Source organism: Pseudomonas sp. DCB_AW (assembly GCF_026240895.1).
Classification (GTDB): Bacteria; Pseudomonadota; Gammaproteobacteria; order Pseudomonadales; family Pseudomonadaceae; genus Aquipseudomonas; species Aquipseudomonas kermanshahensis.
Window position 1 is genome coordinate 193,137 of record NZ_JAPFCE010000001.1, and the last position, 20,841, is coordinate 213,977.

At 63.6% G+C, this 20,841-nt stretch carries 19 protein-coding genes; 7 read left to right on the forward strand and 12 right to left on the reverse strand.

Translation table 11 applies throughout. The annotated features are described in order from the left end of the window. The first annotated feature begins 1 nt into the window (after nt 1). Nucleotides 2-1,330, forward strand: coding sequence for a TolC family outer membrane protein (locus tag OO306_RS00890; RefSeq protein WP_265967417.1), 1,329 nt, complete (start codon nt 2-4; stop codon nt 1,328-1,330). Between the two features lie 67 nt (nt 1,331-1,397). Here OO306_RS00890 and OO306_RS00895 read toward each other — a convergent pair whose 3' ends face one another. Both OO306_RS00895 and OO306_RS00900 read right to left on the reverse strand, forming a co-directional pair. After that, nucleotides 1,398-1,823: an MAPEG family protein gene (locus OO306_RS00895; protein ID WP_265967499.1), complete on the reverse strand. Its 426-nt coding sequence runs from the start codon at nt 1,821-1,823 to the stop codon at nt 1,398-1,400. Then, complete coding sequence (locus OO306_RS00900) at nt 1,823-2,155, reverse strand: DUF2834 domain-containing protein (RefSeq protein WP_265967418.1); 333 nt, start codon at nt 2,153-2,155, stop codon at nt 1,823-1,825. Before OO306_RS00900 ends, OO306_RS00895 begins: the two co-directional genes overlap by 1 nt. A 110-nt stretch (nt 2,156-2,265) precedes the next feature. On the opposite strand from OO306_RS00900, the gene OO306_RS00905 reads away from it, so the two are divergent. Next, nucleotides 2,266-3,078, forward strand: a complete 813-nt coding sequence (locus tag OO306_RS00905; RefSeq protein WP_265967419.1) for a helix-turn-helix domain-containing protein — start codon at nt 2,266-2,268, stop codon at nt 3,076-3,078. Nucleotides 3,079-3,100: 22 nt separating this feature from the next. Here OO306_RS00905 and OO306_RS00910 read toward each other — a convergent pair whose 3' ends face one another. From OO306_RS00910 to OO306_RS00920, 3 genes are all read right to left on the reverse strand, one after another. Then, a complete protein-coding gene (locus tag OO306_RS00910; protein WP_265967420.1) occupies nt 3,101-5,518 on the reverse strand; it encodes a TonB-dependent receptor in 2,418 nt (805 codons plus the stop codon). 101 nt (nt 5,519-5,619) lie between these two features. Then, complete coding sequence (locus OO306_RS00915; RefSeq protein ID WP_265967421.1) at nt 5,620-6,597, reverse strand: FecR domain-containing protein; 978 nt, start codon at nt 6,595-6,597, stop codon at nt 5,620-5,622. Continuing rightward, complete coding sequence (locus OO306_RS00920; RefSeq protein ID WP_265967422.1) at nt 6,598-7,110, reverse strand: sigma-70 family RNA polymerase sigma factor; 513 nt, start codon at nt 7,108-7,110, stop codon at nt 6,598-6,600. Between the two features lie 149 nt (nt 7,111-7,259). Between OO306_RS00920 and OO306_RS00925 the strand changes: the two genes are divergently transcribed. Continuing rightward, the gene (locus OO306_RS00925) at nt 7,260-7,928 is read left to right on the forward strand and encodes a class I SAM-dependent methyltransferase (RefSeq protein ID WP_265967423.1); all 669 of its coding nucleotides are present in this window, start codon (nt 7,260-7,262) and stop codon (nt 7,926-7,928) included. Nucleotides 7,929-8,069: 141 nt separating this feature from the next. Here the strand turns inward: OO306_RS00925 and quiC are convergent, their stop codons facing one another. Then, nucleotides 8,070-9,977 carry a 3-dehydroshikimate dehydratase QuiC gene (gene quiC / locus OO306_RS00930; protein ID WP_265967424.1) on the reverse strand — a complete coding sequence of 636 codons (1,908 nt, stop codon included), beginning with the start codon at nt 9,975-9,977 and terminating at the stop codon, nt 8,070-8,072. 466 nt (nt 9,978-10,443) lie between these two features. On the opposite strand from quiC, the gene OO306_RS00935 reads away from it, so the two are divergent. Then, the gene (locus tag OO306_RS00935; protein WP_027593782.1) at nt 10,444-11,817 is read left to right on the forward strand and encodes an MFS transporter; all 1,374 of its coding nucleotides are present in this window, start codon (nt 10,444-10,446) and stop codon (nt 11,815-11,817) included. 121 nt (nt 11,818-11,938) lie between these two features. Here the strand turns inward: OO306_RS00935 and OO306_RS00940 are convergent, their stop codons facing one another. From OO306_RS00940 to OO306_RS00960, 5 genes are all read right to left on the reverse strand, one after another. Beyond that, nucleotides 11,939-13,351 carry a DOPA decarboxylase gene (locus OO306_RS00940; RefSeq protein ID WP_265967425.1) on the reverse strand — a complete coding sequence of 471 codons (1,413 nt, stop codon included), beginning with the start codon at nt 13,349-13,351 and terminating at the stop codon, nt 11,939-11,941. Between the two features lie 199 nt (nt 13,352-13,550). Continuing rightward, nucleotides 13,551-14,495 (reverse strand): LysR family transcriptional regulator, encoded by a 945-nt coding sequence (locus OO306_RS00945; RefSeq protein ID WP_099453582.1) that lies wholly within the window; start codon nt 14,493-14,495, stop codon nt 13,551-13,553. Nucleotides 14,496-14,633: 138 nt separating this feature from the next. Then, on the reverse strand, nt 14,634-15,344 hold the full coding sequence (locus tag OO306_RS00950) for a YebC/PmpR family DNA-binding transcriptional regulator (RefSeq protein WP_085273298.1): 711 nt from the start codon (nt 15,342-15,344) through the stop codon (nt 14,634-14,636). Nucleotides 15,345-15,438: 94 nt separating this feature from the next. Beyond that, complete coding sequence (locus OO306_RS00955) at nt 15,439-16,830, reverse strand: FAD-dependent oxidoreductase (protein WP_265967426.1); 1,392 nt, start codon at nt 16,828-16,830, stop codon at nt 15,439-15,441. Nucleotides 16,831-16,844: 14 nt separating this feature from the next. Beyond that, the gene (locus OO306_RS00960; RefSeq protein ID WP_265967427.1) at nt 16,845-18,161 is read right to left on the reverse strand and encodes an MFS transporter; all 1,317 of its coding nucleotides are present in this window, start codon (nt 18,159-18,161) and stop codon (nt 16,845-16,847) included. Between the two features lie 244 nt (nt 18,162-18,405). Between OO306_RS00960 and OO306_RS00965 the strand changes: the two genes are divergently transcribed. Then, the gene (locus tag OO306_RS00965) at nt 18,406-19,275 is read left to right on the forward strand and encodes a LysR substrate-binding domain-containing protein (RefSeq protein ID WP_027593788.1); all 870 of its coding nucleotides are present in this window, start codon (nt 18,406-18,408) and stop codon (nt 19,273-19,275) included. Nucleotides 19,276-19,416: 141 nt separating this feature from the next. Then, on the forward strand, nt 19,417-19,788 hold the full coding sequence (locus OO306_RS00970; RefSeq protein WP_265967428.1) for a DUF2784 domain-containing protein: 372 nt from the start codon (nt 19,417-19,419) through the stop codon (nt 19,786-19,788). Here OO306_RS00970 and tam read toward each other — a convergent pair. Then, nucleotides 19,778-20,554 carry a trans-aconitate 2-methyltransferase gene (gene tam / locus OO306_RS00975; protein WP_027593790.1) on the reverse strand — a complete coding sequence of 259 codons (777 nt, stop codon included), beginning with the start codon at nt 20,552-20,554 and terminating at the stop codon, nt 19,778-19,780. The two genes, OO306_RS00970 and tam, sit on opposite strands and share 11 nt — an antisense overlap. A 107-nt stretch (nt 20,555-20,661) precedes the next feature. Here tam and OO306_RS00980 point away from each other — a divergent pair, with 107 nt between their 5' ends. Continuing rightward, nucleotides 20,662-20,841, forward strand: coding sequence for a hypothetical protein (locus OO306_RS00980; RefSeq protein WP_099429838.1), 180 nt, complete (start codon nt 20,662-20,664; stop codon nt 20,839-20,841).

Consider the following 20,841-nt stretch of genomic DNA (forward strand, 5'->3'; position numbering starts at 1 on the left):
GATGAACCGCCACTGCCTGATGTTGTGCCTGTTGGGGTTGTCCTTGCCAGCCAGTGCCATGGACCTGAAGCAAGCCTGGGACCTGCTGCAGTACCAAGGGCCCATCTACCATGCCGCCGAGCATGAGAAACAAGCCGGCCTGGAAAACCGGGCCATCGGCCAAGCCGGCCTGCTGCCGCAGATCAATGCCACGGCCTATTACAACAAGGTCAATGGCTCGCAGCGCCAGAGCGGCCAGGACAACGACCTGGACTACGACTCCAAAGGCGCCAGCGTGCGCCTGCGCCAACCGCTGTTCAACAAACAGAAGATGGCCGAATACCACCAGGGCCAGCAGCGTGCCGACTACAGCGTCGCGGTGTTCGATGCCAAGAGCCAGGATGCCGCCGTGCGCCTGGCCGACAGTTATTTCGATGTGCTGTTGGCCAGCGAAACCATCACCCTGGCCAGGGCCAAGCTGAACGCTTTCGAGGAGCAGCTTGCGTCAGCGAAACGGCGCATGGAGCTGGGCGCCGGCACGGTGACCGACATCGACGAATCGGTCGCTCGCCGCGACCTGGCAGAAGCCGACCTGATCGAGGCGCAGGACAACCTGGTCAACGCCCGCCGCAAGCTCGAGGAGTACATCGGTGAAACCCCGGCATCGCTGACCACCTTGCAGCCAGGCTTCACCACCCCGCCGCTGCTGCCAGGCAACCTGCAGGACTGGCTGGTCAAAGCACAAACCGACAGCCCGCTGATTCACGCCCGCCGGCACAGCTACGAACTGGCAGAAGAAGAGGTGAACCGGGCCAAGGCCGGGCATTGGCCGACCCTGGACTTCGTTGCGGGTTACACCGCAGGCAGCAGCCAATCGATTTCGGAGCTGAACCAGCGCAACCAGTACAGCTCGATCGGCCTGGAACTGAACATCCCGTTGTACAGCGGCGGCAGCACCAGCGCGCTGACCCGCCAGGCCAGCGCCAACAGTTCGAAAGCGCTGGACGAGCTCGACGCCACCCGCCAGGAAGTCATCTCCGGCACTACCCGTGAGTACCGAGGTGTACAGAGTGGCGCCATGCGTATCCATGCGCTGGAAAAGGCCGTCGCGTCCAACGAACGCTCGCTGACCTCGACACGCAAGGGCTTCAAGGAGGGCGGTACCAGTACCAACTCGGATGTGCTTAATGCCGAGGAATTGCTGTTCGACGCACGGCATGACCTGTTCGAGGCCAAGTTGAATTACCTGATGTCACGCCTGCGCCTGGCGTCATCGGTGGGCAGCCTGGGGGATGACGATATCGAGCTGGTCAATAATTACCTTGGGCCGGAGTTGATGGTGAGTAACTGACCTGCTCTGGCTTTGTTTAAGCTTGAGATTGTTGGGGCGTTTTGTGCCCCAAGATCCTAAAGCTTACTTACAACCCACAAGCCTGCAAGACCGTTACCGCCAGCCCCAGCAAGCACACCAGCCCAACCGCAAAGCTGACTGTCCTCCAGGGCTGCAAACCGCTCAGGTAGCACACCGTATGCGCCACCCTGGCAACGGTGAACACCACACTCAGCCAAATAATGACGACCGCAGCAGCCTTCAGCGCAATAGCCAAGCCGGCCAAGGCAAAAAACGCCGGAATGTTCTCCAGATCATTCGCCCAAGCCCTGCCCCCTCGGCTGACCTGCGGCAGTTCTTCAACATTGGCCAAGCGCCCAAAGAACGCTGCGTCTTCACCATTGGTGAAGGCCTGGTAACGCAGGCGGTAATAGCCTTGATAGCAAGAAATCGCCAGCATCTTCAGGAACAGCGCGACCACACAGACCGCATAGACTGACAGGGCACCGTGCATCATGCCCCCTCCTGAGCATGATGTGCCGAGCGCCTGCCAAAGCCTTCAAACACGATGTACAGAAGCGGCCCAACCGACACAAACACAGCCGTGAGCAGCAAAAAAGGGGTAACCCGAACCCACGATCGCCCTTTCGAACGGGCATCCCTGATCATCCAGGCGCACGCAAGCCCAGCCATCACGTACAAGTCGATTACAACCTGCGCGGTATCAGGCCGGGCCATCAGTTCAAGGCCAAATGCGAGCAATGATTGCTCTGCAATGAACATCGTCCAGCCGGTGTACAGCGAAAACGACATCAGGGTAGCCAGCGCGATCCAAGTGCTTTTCATCTGCAACGCTCCTTAACCAATACCGCGCCAAGGTAGTGCTATGGTTGCAGCCTGCTCAATGACCTCACAGGTCATCGACGCCCCCGCTCACGACCCGTCAGAGTTGCCCCATGAGTAACCACCCTTTCCACCCGACCGCCTCAGCCGGTAACCCGGCAGGCAACCACTTGCGCCGGCACCGTCAACAGGCAGGTTTGAGTCAGCTTGAGCTGGCGCTACGCGCCAACGTATCCCAGCGTCACCTGAGCTGCGTGGAGACCGGTCGCGCCAAACCAAGCCCAGGCACGTTGCATGCCCTGCTTTCTGCGTTGGACGTACCATTGGAGGAGTGCAACGAGGTTTTCCTCGCGGCAGGTTATGCGCCTCGCTACACCGCGTCGCCGCTGAATGCGCCCGCGATGGCAATGGTGCACGAGGCGATTGCGCATATTTTGCAGGCCAACAACCCCGCTCCGGCGATCGTCCTGGATAGCATGTGGTACATCACCGCCGCCAACACCAGCGCAGGGCTGCTGTTGCAGATGGCGGGGGTACAGCCCCGCGATGGCGCGCCGCTCAACCTGCTGGAAACGCTGCTGCGCCCCGAGGGCCTGGGCGACCAGTTGATCAATGCCGATGAAATCCGCGCCACCGCGTGGCACAGGGCCTCGCGGGAAGCGGCGGGCAACCCTGAGTTGGCGCAGCTTCTGCAAGACCTGCCCTGCCCCGCCGCGCTGGCGATCGCCCCATCGCCTTCGCCGGTCGTGTTAACCCGCCTGCGCTCGGCACACGGTGAGCTGAAGTTCCTGTCCACCTTCACCACCTTTGGCATGCCGCTGGACGTGACCGTGGCCTCGCTGCGCATAGAACACCTGATACCTGCAGACACGCATACCTGGCACACCATGACCCTGGCGTATGAACAAGTGACCGCAAACCCCTGAGTGCGCCCAGGCCGAACCGGCCTCAGAAATCGACCGTGGCCGACAGCTGCAGGGCGCGTGGGTAGCCAGGCGATATTGCGCCATACGAAGCGACCCCCGACCAGTACTCACGGTCGAAGACGTTCTGCACCGTGGCCCGGAAGGTGGTAGGACGGCCTTCGATGTGGGTGGTGTAGCGCGCACCCACATCGAAACGTGTCCAAGCATCGAGCTCCTGGGTGTTGGCCTGGTTGATGTACTGGCTGCCGGTGTAGATCGCGCCACCGGTCAAGGTGACACCTTCGACCCAAGGCGTGTCCCACTCGGCCCAGAGGTTGGCCTGCACATCGGGCACGCCCACAGGCTCATTGCCCTTGTTGGCCGCCGTGGCCGAATCGGTCAGTTCGCCGTCCAGCAGGGTCACGCCGCCCAGCAGTCGGGTACCGGGCGCGACTTCACCGAACATGCTCAACTCGATGCCACGGTTGCGCTGCTGCGCCTGCACCGAAAACAGGTTGCCAGCGCCCAGTTCACCACTGGGTTTTTCGATCTGGAACAGCGCCAAGGTGGTCATGAAGGTGTCCCGTTCGAACTTCACCCCCAGTTCGTGCTGCTTGGTTTCATAGGGGGCAAAGGCTTCACCGGCATTGCCCGCCGTGGCCGGTGCCACATCGCCTTTGCTCAGACCTTCGACGTAGTTGTAGTACAGCGAGACATTCTCCCAGGGTTTCACCACCACCCCGACAACGGGCGTCGTCGCACTGTCTTTGTAGCGGGTAGTCATAGCGCCTGCGGTGCTGTAGTTACGCGACTCGATCGCTTGCCTGCGCACGCCCAGGGTCAGTTGCACGCGGTCATCGAGCACCGCCAAGGTGTCGGTCATCGCTACGCCGGACAACTCGGCTTCAGACACCCGATTCACGTTTGGCGCACTGATGTACTGCTTGGGCACCGCTACGGGGTGATAGATGTTCGAGATTATTTCCGTGCCATTGTTGATGCCCCGCGACAGCTCATCCTGGTAACGGGTCGCCATGAGCGTGACGGTATGGTTGATCGGCCCGGTTTCGAACAGCCCGCGTACGCCCACGTCGGCGGTGGAGCGGTCAACATTGAACTTGTAGTAGCCCGGAGTATTGCTGGTGTCGCCCGCGTCATTGAGGATTTTCGGCACCTGGTCGGACATCCGCGCGACATCCGCCCTGCCGCCACCCGCATGGGCAAACACAGTCAACGAATCGCTCAGGTCGTATTCCCCACCCAACAGCGCGGATTGCTCGCGGGTGTCCGACCAGCCCCAGTCCTGTGGCAGGTTGGTGCGGCCATTGGCGGCCGAAGGCACGTCGACACCCGGCGCCACGGTGAAGGGCCGCGACGCGGCATCCCAGCGCTCCCGCTGGCTGATGAAGTCCAGGTTCAGGCGCAGGCGCTCACCTTGGTAATCCAGGGCGATGGCACCGATATCCAAGGCCCGTTGCTGGTCATCAATGGCCGTGTCGCCCTGGGCGAGGCTGCCGTTGAAACGCACGCCCCATTGCCGCTGATCACCAAAGCGGCGGCTGATGTCGAGGTGGCCACCGGTTTGTGTGTCGGAGCTATAGCTTGCAGTGAAACGGCTCAGGTCCTCGGCCAGGGCGCGCTTGGGGACGATGTTGATCACGCCGCCGACCCCGCTGTTAGGCGAAATCCCATACATCAGCGCGCCTGGCCCTTTGAGCACCTCGACGCGCTCGGCATATTCGGTAAACACGCGGTAGTTGGGCGCCACGCCATACACGCCGTCGAAAGCCAGCTCCCCTAGGTTGCCCTCACCGACAGGGAAGCCACGGATGAAAAACGAATCGACGATGCCGCCGGTTTGCCCCGTGGAGCGCACCGAAGGGTCACGCTCCAGGGCATCGGCGACGGTGACCGTCTGCAAATCCGACAGGGTTTTGGCGGTATAGCTGGTGACGTTGAAGGGCGTGTCCATCACGTCCTTGTTGCCCAGCATGCCCAGCCGCCCGCCACGGGCAACTTGCCCGCCGGCATAAGCTTCTGGCAGGGTTTCGTGGCGCATGCTGTTGGCGTCGATGGTGGTCGCGGCCAGGGTCAGGCCGTCGCCACTGGCCACTTGCCTGATCAGCTTGAAGCTGCCGTCGCCCAGCTCGACCAGTTCGAGCCCACTGCCGGCGAGCAGTTGCGCCATGCCGTCACGCGGGGAGTAGCGACCGTTGAGGCCTGGGCTGTACAGGCCTTCCGTCAATGCAGGCTCGAACGACAGGGCCACACCGGAGGCCAGCGCGAAGCTGGCCATGACCCGGCCGAGCGGCCCAGGGGCGATGTCGTACGGCCTCGTAGCCGTCGCCTCCAATGGTTGTGCGAGCGCCGCCCATGAATGGCTGGCACCTGCCACCAGCACACAGCTGAACAGGGCGCGACGGATTGCAATGGCGAGCTGGGGACGACTTGCAACAGGCATGACAGGAGGGTCCTTCTGACCGGGAATGGAGGTGTTCACTCCTATTGCCAGCCGAGGCGGAAAAAAGTATCACCTGGGGCACGACTTTTTTTGCGGTGCGGTCAACGCGGCGCAAGCATCGTCCAGTAGCCCCCCATGTGCGCCTCCACCCGCAGGGCATAAGTCGACTCCAGCATGCTCAACGTTCGACGCGGGTCGCTGATGGGGAATGCCCCCGATACGCGAAGGTCGGCAATGCCTGGATCACAACGAATGAACCCCCGTTGGTAACGCGCCAGCTCGGCAACCAAAGCGTCCAGCCTCATCTTGTCCGCCAGCAGCATGCCCTGGGTCCAGGCCGTGACAGCCTCGTCTACCGGCCTTGGTGCAGCGATCGTTCGGGCGTCGAAGTCAGCGCGTTGGCCGGCTTGCACGACGCGGCGGGCAAGGTGATCGGCATTGCCAGGTTCGATGCGAATCGCACCTTCGATGACCGCCAGGTAGGTACGCCCGCCGAACTCCCGCACGGTGAACCGGGTGCCCAAGGCTTGCATGCGCCCCTCCCGCGTCCCTACCCACAGCGGGCGAGCAGGGACCACGATGTCGGGGGCCGTCTGCACCAGGATTTCGCCACGGAGCAAACGAATGAACCGCTCGCCGGCATTGAAACGTACATCGATCGCGGAGTCGGTATTGAGCACAATCTGCGTGCCATCGGCCAGGGTAAGGTCAAGGCGTTCGCCAATGCCGGAGCGGTAATCAGCTGCCCAACCTTGTTGCTCGGTCAGCCGCCAACCTGCCCAGCTGGCCGGGGCCAGGGCCAGCAGCAGTGCCAGCCGGCTGACCAGTGCACGACGGCCAGGGTCGGCCGGGCGGTCCAGTGCAGGCATCGACAGTGCCGGTGGCAGGCCACCCAACTTGCCCATCAACCGCTCCGCGCGCTGCCAAGCGCTTGCTCGGGCCGGGCTGCTGTTGCGCCAGGCCAGCCAGTCGGCCTGCTGCGCATCGGTCACGTCGCCTGCGCTCATGCACATCAACCACTCGGCGGCTTCTTCGAGCGCTTCGGCGTCTACCGGCTCGGCGCGCTGTGCATCGGCCATCTAGTCGACCAGCCTCAAGCACTGAACGAATGCCTGCTTCATGTAGCGTTTGACGGTAATCAGCGATACACCGAGCTGCTCGGCAATCGCCTCGTACTTCATGCCAGCCAACTGCGACAGCAGAAACGCGCGCCGGACCAATGGCGGCAAGGTATCGAGCATGGCATCGATCTCGTGCAGGGTTTCCAGGATCAGCAAGCGCGTCTCTGGCGAAGGCACTTCAGGGGCAGGCAGGTGCTCAAGTGCCGCCAAGTACGCACGCTCCAGCGATTTACGTTTGCACCAGTTGGCGAGAATGCCGCCAGCGACGCAACTCAGATAAGCGCGGGGCTCATCGAATACGACGGCTTTGGAGGCGAGGATACGGGTGAACGTGTCCTGAACCAGGTCGGCCGCATCCACCGCGTTGCCCAGGCGCCTGCGCAATTTCGCGTGTAACCAGCCCTGGTGGCCGGTGTAAAGCGCTTCGACATTGCGTATGTGATTGTCAGGGCTGGGCAGCACGTCGCTCATGGGCGGTCTTGTCTACGCAAGTGAGAACTATTTTCAATGGTAAGTTAGCGCTGGCGCGCAAAGCAAGTTCAATATGGGCCAGCATTCAGCCGCAAAGGCGCGCGCTCGCGGCCTATGCTTCAACTCACTCAAGGCGGCGGAGCCCCCCCATGCACAACCCCGAAGACAACCTGCTGCACAGCTGGCAGCACAACGCCCAGGCCTGGATCGACGCGGTGCGCAGTGGCGCCATCGAGAGCCGTCGGCAGGTGACAGACCAGGCTATCCTGCTGGCCATTCTCAGCCAGCAACCCGAGCGCGTGCTCGACCTTGGGTGTGGTGAAGGCTGGTTGCTGCGGGCGCTGGCTGATCGCGGCATCGAGGCGGTCGGCGTAGATGGCGACAACACCCTGGTGGAGGCGGCCCGTGCGGCAGGCTCCACCGAGGTACACCTTGCCAGTTACGCACAGCTGGCCGAGGGCGACGTCAGCGTTGGCCGTGACTACGATTTGGTTTGTGCCAATTTTGCGTTGTTGCAGCAGGACGTCATCCCCTTGTTGGCGGCGATGAATGCGCTGCTGGCTCCGGGTGGTGCAGTGGTGATCCAGACGTTGCACCCCTGGAGTGTGGCTGCGGGCGATTATCAGGATGGCTGGCGGGAAGAGTCGTTCGCAGGGTTTGCCGGGGACTGGCGGCCGATGCCTTGGTACTTCCGCACTTTGGCCAGTTGGCTGAATGCATTGGACATGGCTGGGCTGCGCTTGGTCAGCCTGCAGGAGCCGCAGCATCCGCAAAGTGCGGTGCCGCAGGCGTTGTTGATGGTGGCCGAAGGGCGGTGAACCCTGTGGGAGCGGGTTCACCCGCGAAGCAGGCGACGCGGAGTATGGCACCGGCTTCGCCGGTGTTCGCGGGTAAACCCGCTCCCACAGGGGCCCTGTGGAAGCAAAAAGGATCAGTTTGATCCAACAGGGTAGCGGCGCTTACAGCACCGGCTTGCGCGCTGCCCCGCTGCGGGCCTTGGCCATGGCTGCCAGGCGCACGGCGACATTCGCTGCGCCATACCCGGCATAGCCGCCCTTGCGCTGGATGATCTCGAAGAAGAAGCGCTCCTCGAACGGCTCGGTGTACACGTGGAACAGTTCGCCGCCTTGGGCATCGCGGTCGTACAGCACGTTGTAATACGCCAGTTCACTGAGGAATTCGTCGTCGAAGTCGAAGCGCGCCGCCAGGTCGTCGTAATAGTTGAGCGGGATTTCCAGCAGCGGCACGCCAGCCAACTTGGCACGCGCCACTTCACGGAAGATGTCATCACAATCGAAGGCGATGTGATGCACACCCGAGCCGCGGTAACTGGACAATGCGTGGGCAATGGCGGTGTTGCGGTTCTCGGAAATGTTCAGCGGCAGGCGCAAGGTGCCGCACTGGCTGCGCAGCGCACGGCTCTTGACCAGGCCGTACGGGTCGGGCAGCACCACTTCGTCGTCGGCGGCGAAGTCGAACAGGCTCTTGTAGAACAGCACCCAGCTGTCCAGCGACTCGGCCGGCAGCGCCAGGGCCATGTGGTCGATACGGCGCAGGCCACCGCTGGCAGTGGCGGTTTTGTCCAGGCTGAAGTCGGTGTCGTACAGGGTCTGGCCAGCAGTGCCCTGTTCTACCAGGTACAACAGGCTGCCGTCGGGCGCGCGCACGGCGGGTACTTCGCACTCGTTGGGGCCGACCAGGCCACGGAACGGCTGACCACGGAAGGCCGTGGCGCGCTTCAAGGCAGCTTGCTGGTCCTTGACGCGCAACGCCGTGGCGCACAACGACGGGCCATGCGCCTCGAAGAAGTTGTGGCCAAACGAATAGGGTTCGGCATTGAGGACGATGTTGATGTCGCCCTGACGCAACAGTTGCACGTCCTTGCTGCGGTGCTTGCCGGCGTCGGCGAAGCCCAGGCGTTTCAGCCAGTTGCTCAAGCGCGCACCCACCGCCTCGTCGACGGCGAATTCGAGGAACTCCACGCCATCATAGGCACTCGCCGCCGGCGGGTTGAACAGCACGCCCGGCTCCACCGCCACGGGCTCCTGCTCCAGGCGCAGGCGGGTCTGCTCTTCGAGGTACAGCAGCGAGCGCAAGCCGTCGGCGGCATTCTGCCGAGGTGGCGCGGCGCGGAAGCCGTCGTTGAAGATTTCCAGGGACAGCGGGCCGCGGTAGCCGGTGGCGAGGATCGGCGCGAGGAAGCCGGCCAGGTCCATTTCGCCCTGCCCCGGGAAGCAACGGAAATGCCGGCTCCACTCCAGCACGTCCATGGCCAGGATCGGTGCGTCGGCCATCTGCACGAAGAAAATCTTGTCGCCCGGGATGTCACGGATCGCGCTCGGGTCGCCCTTGAGCGACAAGGTATGGAAACTGTCGAGAATCACCCCAAGCGACGGATGGTCGGCCTGACGCACCAGGTTCCAGACTTGCTGGTAGGTATTGACGTGACGCCCCCAGGCCAACGCTTCGTAACCGATGCGCAGGCCACGCTTGCCGGCATGTTCGGCCAGCAGGCGCAGGTCGTCCACCAGCAGTTGCTCGTCGCCCAGGGCATCGGCCTGGACGTTGCTGCACACCAGCACCAGGTCGGTGCCCAGCTCTTGCATCAAGTCGAACTTGCGCTCGGCGCGGTCGACGTTGCGCTGCAGCCGGTCGCGGCGGCAGCCTTCAAAGTCGCGGAACGGCTGGAACAGGGTGATGGCGATGCCCAGGTCCGCGCACATCTGGCGAACCTGACGCGGGCTGCCGGCATAATAGAGCAAGTCGTTTTCGAAAATCTCGACGCCGTCGAAACCGGCGGCGGCGATGGCTTCGAGCTTTTCCGGCAGAGTGCCGCTCAAGGACACGGTGGCAATCGAACGCTGCATGGCGGGAGTTCCTTGTTGTTAGGGGACGACGGCGCAGGAAAACCAAGGTAACGGTGCCTGGCATGATGGATTATTCGCAGGTAAAGTCGCCTCATCAATCTCTTTGTACGGAATGGTTAGTTTTGTGTTCGATTACCGAACAAAACCGGATTTCGCGAATTGCTAGACCGCCACCCCGTGGTCAACATGAAACCAGACGCAGGCACACCGACCGCCGCCTTCTTGCCAGACGGTCGTTCGGCAGAACCTGCGCTAACAAGCCCAACGCCACAACATAATAAGTTCAATAAAACCGGGTACCGACCTATGAACACTGCTCTCGCCTTGCGATCCGCACCTGTCTCCTGGCTGCCTGTCACGGCCTTGGCGCGGAATACGCCCGCACTTCACGTTTGACCCCACTCCCGAGATAACCCCACGCTCGCCTTGCGCCGTGCGGGAACCAACAAGAACAACGGAGACACCGATGGCTCACTCCAGCTCTCAAGCCAAGAAAGCGACCGCCAGTGGATGGATAGGCTCGGCACTCGAGTACTACGACTTTTTCATCTATGCACAGGCTGCGGCCCTGATTTTCCCGCAAATCTTCTTCCCTAACACCGACCCGAAAATGGCGATCATCGCCTCGCTGGCCACTTACGGTGTCGGCTACCTGGCTCGCCCGGTCGGCGCCATCGTGCTCGGCCACTGGGGTGATACCCGCGGACGCAAGAACGTACTGCTGCTGTGCATGTTCCTGATGGGTGTGTCGACCATGGCCGTCGGCCTGCTGCCGACGTACCACGACATCGGCATCCTCGCCCCCGCCTTGCTGGTGCTGCTGCGCCTGGTCCAGGGCTTCGCGGTAGCCGGCGAGATCTCCGGTGCCAGTTCGATGATCATGGAGCACGCGCCGTTCGGCCGACGAGGTTATTACGCGAGCTTCACCCTGCAGGGCGTACAAGCCGGCCAGGTATTGGCGGCGGCGGTGTTCCTGCCACTGGCCTACTTCATGCCGAGTGAAGCCTTCAACGACTGGGGCTGGAGGATTCCGTTCCTGATGAGCGCCGTGGTGCTGATCGCCGGCTTCATTATCCGTAAAGAAGTGCACGAAACGCCTGCCTTCGTGAAGGAAGAGAAGCAGGATAAAGTCGCCAAGTCGCCGGTCAGCGAGGCATTCCGCCACAGCTGGAAACACATGGTGCTGGTGATGTTCATGGCCCTGATGAACGTGATCCCGGTCGTCGCGACCATTTTCGGTGCGGCCTACGCGGTGCAGCCGGCCTATGGCATCGGCTTCGACAAGAGCGTGTACTTGTGGATTCCGGTGGTCGGCAACATCGTCGCGGTGCTGGTGATTCCATTCGTCGGTAACCTTTCCGACAAGATCGGCCGTCGCCCGACCATGATCGCCGGGTGCCTGGGTTCGGGCCTGCTGGCCTTCGTCTACCTGTATGCGATCAGCATCCAGAACGTACCGCTGGCCTTCGCTGCCTCGATCGTGATGTGGGGCATGGTCTACCAGGGCTACAACGCGGTGTTCCCAAGCTTCTACCCTGAGCTGTTCCAGACCCGCTACCGTGTTTCGGCCATGGCCATTGCGCAGAACATCGGCACCATGCTGACGGCCATGCTGCCGGCGCTGTTCGCCCTGGTGGCACCACCGGGCTCGGACAACATTCCGCTGGTCGTGGGTGGCATGGCGTTCTTCATCACCTGCATCTGCGCACTGGCGGCGTACATCGCACCGGAAACCCATCGCCTGTCGATGGAAGACCTCGGCAACCCGCAAGCCAAGCCGATGGAAAAGGCCGCGTACGAAGCCAGCCGTAAAGGCAGCTTGCAGACGGCAAGCCACTGATAGATCGCAGGGGGCTGCTGCGCAGCCCATTCGCGGCGCAAGGCCGCTCCTACAGGTGTGCGCAAATCCCTGTAGGAGCGGCCTTGCGCCGCGAATGGGCCGCAAAGCGGCCCCAGCGTTTTCAGCCCTTGATCACTTCCTGCAGCCGTTGCCACAGTTGTTCAACATGCTCCCGCTCGGTCGGCAATGCGCCAATCGACACCCGCACCATCCACCGCCCATCAAGGGTGGCCGGCGTCACATACGCCTCCCCAGAACCATTGAGCCGCTCGGCCCAGGCCTTGGTATGCGCATCCAGCGCCTCCCCTTCCAGCCCCGCCGGCCGATGCTGGATGCACAGCGTCTGCAACTGCACAGGTGCCAATAGCGTCCAACCCGGCGTCGCCTCGACCTGCCCAGCAAGCCACTGAGCGTTATCCAAATCACGGCGCAAGCGCGCCTGCAGCGCTTCGACGCCCTCGCTGCGCAACATGAACCACAGTTTCAAAGCGCGGAACCGCCGGCCCAGTGGAATACCCCAATCACGCAGGTTCTTGACCTCACCATCCACCGCCGACTGCAGGTAGCTGGGGTTGGTGCTCATCACCCGGATCAGGTGCTGCGGGTCGCGCACGTAGTAGATCGAACAATCAAAGGCCACACCCAGCCACTTGTGCGCGTTGACCACCACCGAGTCGGCCAGCTCGATGCCGTCCCACATCCAGCGGCACTCGGGCAGAATCATCGCCGACCCCGCCATGGCCGAGTCAACGTGCAGCCACAGGCCATGGGCCTGGGTGATTTCACCAATTGGGCGCAGTGGGTCGAGTGCCGTGGTGGCGGTAGTGCCGGTGGTCGCAACTACCGCACAGGGCTGATTACCTGCCGCCAGGTCCTGCTCGATGGCTGCCCGCAACGCTTCTGGCTGCAGGGCGAACTGCGCGTCGGTGGGGATCAGGCGAATGTTGTCACGGCCAAAACCGGCCAGCAGTGCGGCTTTGTCCACCGAGCTGTGAGCGTGGGCGCTGACGTAGACGATCAGCGGCTTGGCCTGGGCCTGCAAGCCACCGCGGACCAACGCGTAATCGCTGGCCCGTTCGCGGGCGCAGATCAGCGCCACCAGGGTGCTGGTCGAGGCGGTGTCCTGGATCACCCCGCTCCATTGCCCTGAAAGGCCGAGCAACTGGCGCAGCCAGTCGAGGGTGGTTTCTTCCAGCTCGCTCAAGGCTGGGCTGGACTGCCAGGACAGGCCCAATACACCCAGACCGGTACTGAGAAAGTCGCCCAGCACAGATGACAACGTGCCGTTGGACGGGAAGTAACCGTAGAAATCCGGGTGCTGCCAGTGCGACAGGCCCGGCATGACCAGGTTGTTGACGTCGTCGAGAATCGCTTCGAAGGGTTCGCCTTGCTGCGGGGCGCACTCAGGCAGGGCCGCTTTCAAGTAGCCCGGTTCGACTTGGGCCATGACTGGGCGTTCGCCCACAGTTTGGCGGTAGTCGGCGATCAGGTCGATCAGTTGGTGGCCGTACTGGCGGAATTGTTCTGGGGTCATGGGCGGTCTCCATTGGGCAGTTTGCTGCCTGGGCCGGCCTCTTCGCGGGCAAGCCCGCTCCCACACGGTCCGCACAGCGCTCAAGCTGTGATTAACCTGTGGGAGCGGGCTTGCCCGCGAAGAGGCCAGCACTGGCAATACAGGCCCATCAGTCTAGGTGCCACCCGCCCTGCAAAGAACCCCGCTTCGCGCATACCTCCTATGGCGTTGGCGCATGCCCCCCTTGCACCCCGAACTGGGACTGGCGCCACAGCTCGAACACCCGGTTGCGCAACCAGCGGTGCTCGGCCGAGGCCTGCAGGCGCTGGTGCCAGACCACCCAGTAACGCTGACTGTGATCGATGAAGCCCAACGGTCGCCAGGCCAGGTCATGCAAACGGCACAGTTGCCGGGCAATGTGTTCCGGGACCGTGGCCACCGCCTGGCTGTTGCCGATCACTTGCACGGTGGCTGAAAAAAACGGCACTTCCAGGCTGACCCGCCGCTGCAGGCCCTGGGCGCGCAGGTGGCGGTCGATGAAGCTGTCCTTGTCGCCACCCCCGGAAATGCGCACATGCTTGTGCGCCAGATAGGCTGCCTGGCTGAGCGTGTCATGGGCGGTCAACGGGTGGTCGCGACGCATCAGGCACACCGCGCGGTCCTCGCCGAGCAGACGACCATGCAGGTTGGGCGGCGACTCATCGAACAAGGTGGTGGCCAGGTCGATCTCGCCACTGGCCAGCAACGCGTACTGGCCAGCCTGCCAGGTGCGGTACTCGAGGGACACGCCGGGCGCTTCGTGCTCCAGCGCCGCCACCAGCAGCGGCAGCATATGCTCGGCGACGTAGTCCGAGGCCGCCAGGCAGAAACGGCGCTCGCAGCGGGCGGGGTCGAACACGGCCGGTTGGCGCAGGGCGTGCAGCTCTTCTAGGACCTGGCGCAGTGGCTCGACCAGGGCTTCGGCATGCTCGCTGAGCACGTAGCCACGGCCTTGGCGCACCAGCAGCGGGTCGTCGAAGGCTTCGCGCAGGTGGGCCAGTTGACGGCTCAGGGCAGATTGGCTGACACCCAGGCGCTCGGCGGCGTGGCTGAGGTTCTTGAGCTGCAGGAGGCAGTCGAGGGTGCGTAGATGGGCGAGGCTCAGGGAGGCGAAAGTTGGGTTCATGCAGGCTCCCCTTTATCAAATTCACCGGCCCATTCGCGGGACAAGCCCGCTCCCACAGAGCTCCGCCGTGTTTGAGGTTAGCGGAGGGCTGTGGGAGCGGGCTTGCCCCGCGAATGGGCCGCAAAGCGGCCCCGGCTTTTAGTCGGTCAGGCCGACATAGACGTTCTGCACGTCATCGTTCTCATCGATCGCCTCGAGGAACGCCTCGACCTCGGCCAATGCCTCAGCACTCAAGCTGGCAGCACTTACCGGGTTCTTCGGGGTGTAGCCGATCTTTGCCGAGGTCACGGTGAAGCCATGCTCCGGCAGGGCCTTTTGCACCGCGTCCAGGTCGGTGGTGTCGGTGATGAACAGGGTCGAACCCTCTTCTTCCCCTTCCTCGAAGTCCTGGGCACCGGCTTCGATGGCGGCCATTTCCGGGTCGGCACCTTCGCTCGGGGTGGCTTCGATCAGGCCGACGTGGTTGAAGTCCCAGGCCACCGAACCGCTCGCACCCAGCTGGCCCTTGCGGAACAGCACGCGGATCTGCGCGACGGTACGGTTGATGTTGTCCGTCAGGCACTCGACGATCAGCGGCACCTGGTGCGGCGCAAAACCTTCGTAGCTGACCGCGTGGTACTGCACGGCATCACCGTCCAGGCCGGCACCCTTGCGGATTGCCCGGTCCAGGGTCTCGCGGGTCATCGAGGCCTTTTTGGCCTGCACGATCGCCAGGCGCAGGCGCGGGTTCATGTCGGGATCGGCGCCCGATTTGGCAGCGATCTGGATCTCTTTGGACAGCTTGCCCATGATCTTGCCTTTGGCATTGGCCGCTGTTTCTCTATGTTTGGCTTTCCACTGTGCGCCCATGTCGACTCTCTTGTTTCAACGGCCAGTTCAGGAAGCGACCGGCCAAAAGTGGGTGCAGTTTATACGCCCTCGGGCATGTGATCGACAAGAAATCTCATGCTTTGTCGGCCTTCCCCGCCGCCGCCGCAAAACGTGCCAGGCGTACATCGAGGTGCCGTGGTCGTAGCCCGCGGTCCTCGGCGCGCTCCTTGCGGCGAATGGCATTGCGCACCATCAGCGACCCCAGATAGCGAATCGGCTCTGGCGGAAACAGCCCCAGCGGCCCCTTGACCAATGGCGAGCGGGTCCAGGGATTGTCCAGCCCCAGCGCCAGCGACGACAGGATTTGCCCACCCATGTGGCACGGCCCGACGCCGCTGCCGGAATAGCCAAAGCCATAGAACACATTGCCCTGCCCGTCTAACCGGCCGAAGAACGGCAAGCCCGTGACGGAGCGGTCCGACGGCCCATTCCAGCTGGCCGCCAAGGGCACGTCCGCCAATGACGGGAAAAACTCGCCCAGGCTTTCACGCAGCAGCGGCCGGTAGGGTGAGGGCTGGTCGAATACCGGCAGCATGCGCCCGCCATAGGCGAAGGTATTGCCGCCCTTACCGAGCATCAGCCGGCCATCGGAGGTGTTGTGGTAGTAATGCACGAAAATGCGCGAATCGAGCACGCTGACGCCGCTGTCCAGGCCAATTTCGTGCAACAGCTCAGGGCACGGCTCGGTGATCACCATGTCGCTGGACACAATCGCTACACTGCGCTCGAACTGCGGGAACGCCCGCGCCATCCAGGCATTGAGGCCCAACACCACACGGTCGGCGTGCACCGTACCGTGGGCCGTGCGCACCTGTACCGGCGCACCGTGCGCCAGGCTCGTCATGGCCGTGCCTTCGTGAATGCGCACGCCACGCTGCAACGCCACCCGCCGCAGGCCGCGCACCAACTGCCCTGGCTGCACGGTGGCGGCGGCCGGCGAAAACCAGCCTTCCAGGTGCCGCGCCGACCCCGCCAGGCGTTGCACCTGGTCCAGCGGCAGCCGCTGGAACGAATTCACCCCCTGCTGCTCCAGCGCGGCGATCACCGCATCGGTGGCACCGACCTGGGCCGAATTGGTGGCGGTGTACAGCGTGCCGTCCAGGCGGTAGTCACAGTCGATGCCATTGGCCGCGCAAAACGCGCCGATGGCACCGATGCTGCGTTCCGACTCGCGCACCAGGCGCACCGCTTCGGCCGCCCCGAACAGGCGCTCGAGGGTGAAGTACTTGGCCGACCACGACAGCGCACAACCGCCATTGCGACCACTGGCGCCAGCGCCGCAGATGTCGGCCTCGATCAGCACGATATCCAGCGCCGGCACCGCCTCCTTGAGCATCAACGCGGTCCACAGGCCGGTGTAGCCGCCGCCGACAATGCACACATCGCAACGGCTGTCGCCTTGCAGCGGCGGGCACGCCGCTTCCTGCGCCGAATCCAGGGCCTGTTGCAGCCAGAAGGGTCTCATTCGCTCGCTTTCCTTTAGGTACGCAGTGGCTTGATTGCCATGCTGGTGTTCGGTGCCACGTCGTTGCGCTGCACCGCGGTGGCCGGGCGGCTGTTCCAGTGCGGCAGCAGCACCAGCGCCGAGAACAGTGCACAACCGGCGAACACGATGAACACCGTGACGCCGTCGAAATAACCCGGCAGCAGCCCGCCAAGCACGGCCCCCACCGAGCCGCAGCCGTTGACGAAGCCTGCTGCGGTGGCACCTGCCTTGGCGGTGCCGAAGTCGATGGCTGCAGCGCCGCTGATCATCGAGTCAGGGCCATACAAGGTCAGGCCCATGACGAACAGCAGGCCCACCACCAGCATCACGCTGCCGGTGTGCATGGCCGCCATGAACGCGGCTAGCGTCACCGTCAACAACACCAGGCTGATCACGCACGCCGGCATGCGCCGCGCGCCGAACAGTTTGTCGGAGGCCAGGCCGATCATGATCGGCCCCAGCAGCCCGGCCAGTTCGAAGGCCGTGGGGATGATCGCCGCGCCGACCTTGCCCACCGACGGCATTTGCTCGAAGACGATCACTGGCCCCCACAGCAGAATGGCGTAGCGCGCCGGCTTGAGCAGGAAGTAGGCCAGGCCCAGGGTCAACACCGTGCGGTTACGCAGGATCTCGCGCAACGGCGCCCAGACGCTGCTCAGGTTCGCGCCCGGTGCCATGCTCTGCGGCTCGGGCTCTACGGCGGGCAAGCCGACGTCTTCTGGCTTGTTGCGCTGCAGGAAGAAAAACAGCACAGCCACCAGGGCGACCACCACGGCACTGGAGAAGAACGCGGCGTGCCAGGTGCCGACCAGGGTGTAAGCCCACCAGCCGGCAAACGGCGAGGCCACCAGGCCGCCAAAGGCATAGCACGAGCTCCACAACCCCAGTACCCGCCCGCGCTGCGCGGCTGGGAAGAAACTGCCGATGTTCTTGCACAAACCGGCCCAGCCTGTGGACTGCGCCAGGCCCTGGATCAGCATGCAGGTGGCGAAGATCGGGAAGGTGGCGTAGCTGCCCATCACCACCGCCGCCGCCGCCGAGATCAGCAAGCCGCCAAGCACCACCACACGTGGGCCGAAGCGGTCGGCAAGCATGCCCCAGGTGAACTGGCCCACGGCATAGGCGGCCAGGTAGATCGCGTCAAGGTTGGCCATGGCGGCCTTGTCGAGCATGAAGCCTGGGTCTTCGGCGATGCCCAGCTTGGCGACCGAGAATGCCTTGCGGGTGAAGTAGAAGGCGGCGTAGGCCAGCCAGGTGATTGCGAAAATCTGCATACGCCAGCGTTTGAACGTGGCTAGGGAATGGTTCATGTGAGTCTGACCTCTTGCTCAAGTGTGCCGGCAGAATGTGAAGAAACGCCTGTCTTGTTCTTGTGTTACGCACAGCGATGGCGGGGGCCCGTCATCGGGTCAGATGGCGCTGTATCAGCGCCATGGCCCCGACCGGCGCTTGTGGCTGCGACGGGGCTGGGAGGTATGGAAACAGCTGATGACTGATAAATAAAATCGATTTATCGTATTTCACTCATAAGCCCAGCTTGTTACTGGAGTCGTCATGTCGGTGTCCCACGCTCAACTCAAGGCCTTTCACGCGGTGGCGGTGCACGGCAGCTTCACCCGTGCCGCGCAAAAACTGTTTCTGACCCAGCCGGCTGTCTCCGACCAGGTGCGCAAATTGGAAGAGCGCTTCGGCGTGCTGCTGTTCCACCGCAACAAGCGTTCGGTGCAACTGACCGACCTGGGCGAGCGCCTGCTGGGCATCAGCCAACGCCTGTTCGCCTGCGAAGCCGAAGCCCACGAACTGCTGCAGGACTCACGCGCCCTGCACACCGGCAGCCTGGTGTTGGCGGTGGACGCGCCGGTGCACGTGCTGCCGCAGATTGCGCGGTTCTGCCAGCGCTACCCGGGCATCCAGGTGAAGGTCGAAACCGGCAACACCGATGAATCGTTGGCCCGGCTGTTCAGCTACCAGGCGGACCTGGCACTGCTGGGACGGGACGTCGACGATGAGCGCCTGCACTGCCTGCCGCTGCGCCGCGACCCGATGGTTGCCTTCGTTAGCCACCATCACCCTTGGGCCAGCCGGGGCTCGATCAGCCTGGCGGACCTGGATGACACCCCGCTGGTGCTGAGGGAGCCTGGGTCGGTGACGCGGCAGACGCTGGAAGAAGAAATGCAGCGCGCCGGGCTGCGGATTCGGCCGGCGATCCAGGTAGAAGGCCGGGAGGCGGCGCGCGAAGCGGTGGTGGTGGGGATTGGCGTGGGGGTTGTGTCGGCGGCGGAGTTTGGCGCGGATGCGCGGGTGTGTGCGTTGCCGATTGTCGACTGTCAGCGGCATTTGACCGAGACGCTGGTGTGCCTCAGCGAGCAGCGTACGCGGCGGGTGGTGGCGACGTTCTTGCAAATGGTTGAGGAAGGGCTGTAAAGCTGCATCCCCAATGTTTGCTTGGTAGGAGCAGCCTTGTGCTGCGAAGAGGCCGGTGCAGGCAGCATTGATGTATGGTGCCTGTACCGGCCTCTTCGCAGCACAAGGCTGCTCCTACAAGGATCGCGAGGATCACGCCCCATGCTCTTTCGATTTGCCGCCGACGCTCTGGTGCTGTTGCACCTGGCCTTCATCTTGTGGGTGCTGTTCGGTGGCCTGCTGGTACTCAAGTGGCGCCCCGCCCTGCTCGTCCACCTGCCCGCCCTGGCCTGGGGATTGGCGGTGGAAGGGTTGCACCTGGAATGCCCGCTGACCGACTGGGAAAACCGCATGCGCGTCGCCGCCGGCGACGCGGGCTACCACGGCGGTTTCGTCGAACATTACATCTGGCCGCTGATCTATCCGGCCGGGCTGACGCCGCAGATCCAATGGCTGCTGGGCGCCATCGTCCTGCTGGTCAACCTCGGCATCTACGGCTACGTGCTCGGGCGCTGGCGCCGCCCTACCGCGTAGCGATCACGAACAAGCGCGGGAACGGCAACAGCACCTTACCGTCGGTGGCCGGTGGGTAGTCGTGCTGCATCGCCTGCAGGTACATCTGCAGGAAGGCGGCTTGCTCTTGTTCGTCCAGCCTGGCCAGGTAAGGCCGCAACGCCGAGCCCTTGAACCACTCCACCACCGCTTCGGCGCCACCCTCCAACGGATGATGGTACGTAGTACGCCACACATCCACCCGCGCGCTCCGCGGGCTGAGCAGGTCGTAATAGAACGCGGCGTTGTGCCTGGGCGGTAGCTGGAAATCGGCGAATTTGGCGGCCCAGGGGCCTTTGCTGGCGATTTCGCGCAGTTGCCGGTGCGCTGGCTCGTCAAGGTTGTCAGGGGTTTGCACCGCCAGGCTGCCGCCCTCGCTCAGCTGGCTGACCAGGTGCGGATACAGCGAAGCGTGGTCCGGCACCCATTGCAGCGAGGCATTGGCAAGGATCAGGTCTTGCGGCTCTGGCGCGGACCACTGGGCGATGTCGGCAATGGCGCAGCGCACGCGTGGTACACACAGCCTTTTGCGCTCCCGGGCCTTTTCGACCATGTCCGGGTCGCTGTCCAACGCCGTCACCTGGGCATCGGGGTAGCGCTGCAGCAGCACCTCGGTCGAGTTGCCCGGGCCGCAGCCCAGGTCGGTGGCATGGCGGACCGGGCGTGGCGGCACGGCGGTCAACAGGTCGCGTACGGCGCGGGTGCGCTCGTTTTCGAAGAGGGAATACTGGGTGGCGGACCAGGCCATATGCGGCTCCTTTGGGCGGGCAATGTGCCCAGCATAAGCCAAGTAGTGGCACTTAGGGTCTATTCGCGGGCCGGAACCGAGCGTCTATCCTTGAAGTCAGTCCTTATATGCGCCTGCCCATGAAAACATTCCTGGCCCTCGCCATACTGGCCCTGATCGCCGCTGCCGCCCTCCTCGGCTCGCCGTGGATGAACCAGCGTTTTCACATGCCGCCGGACAAACACCCGGCCCAACAACGCGAAACGGCCGGGTCCCCAAGGGAGCCGGCCGTTTCGAACCACAACTGA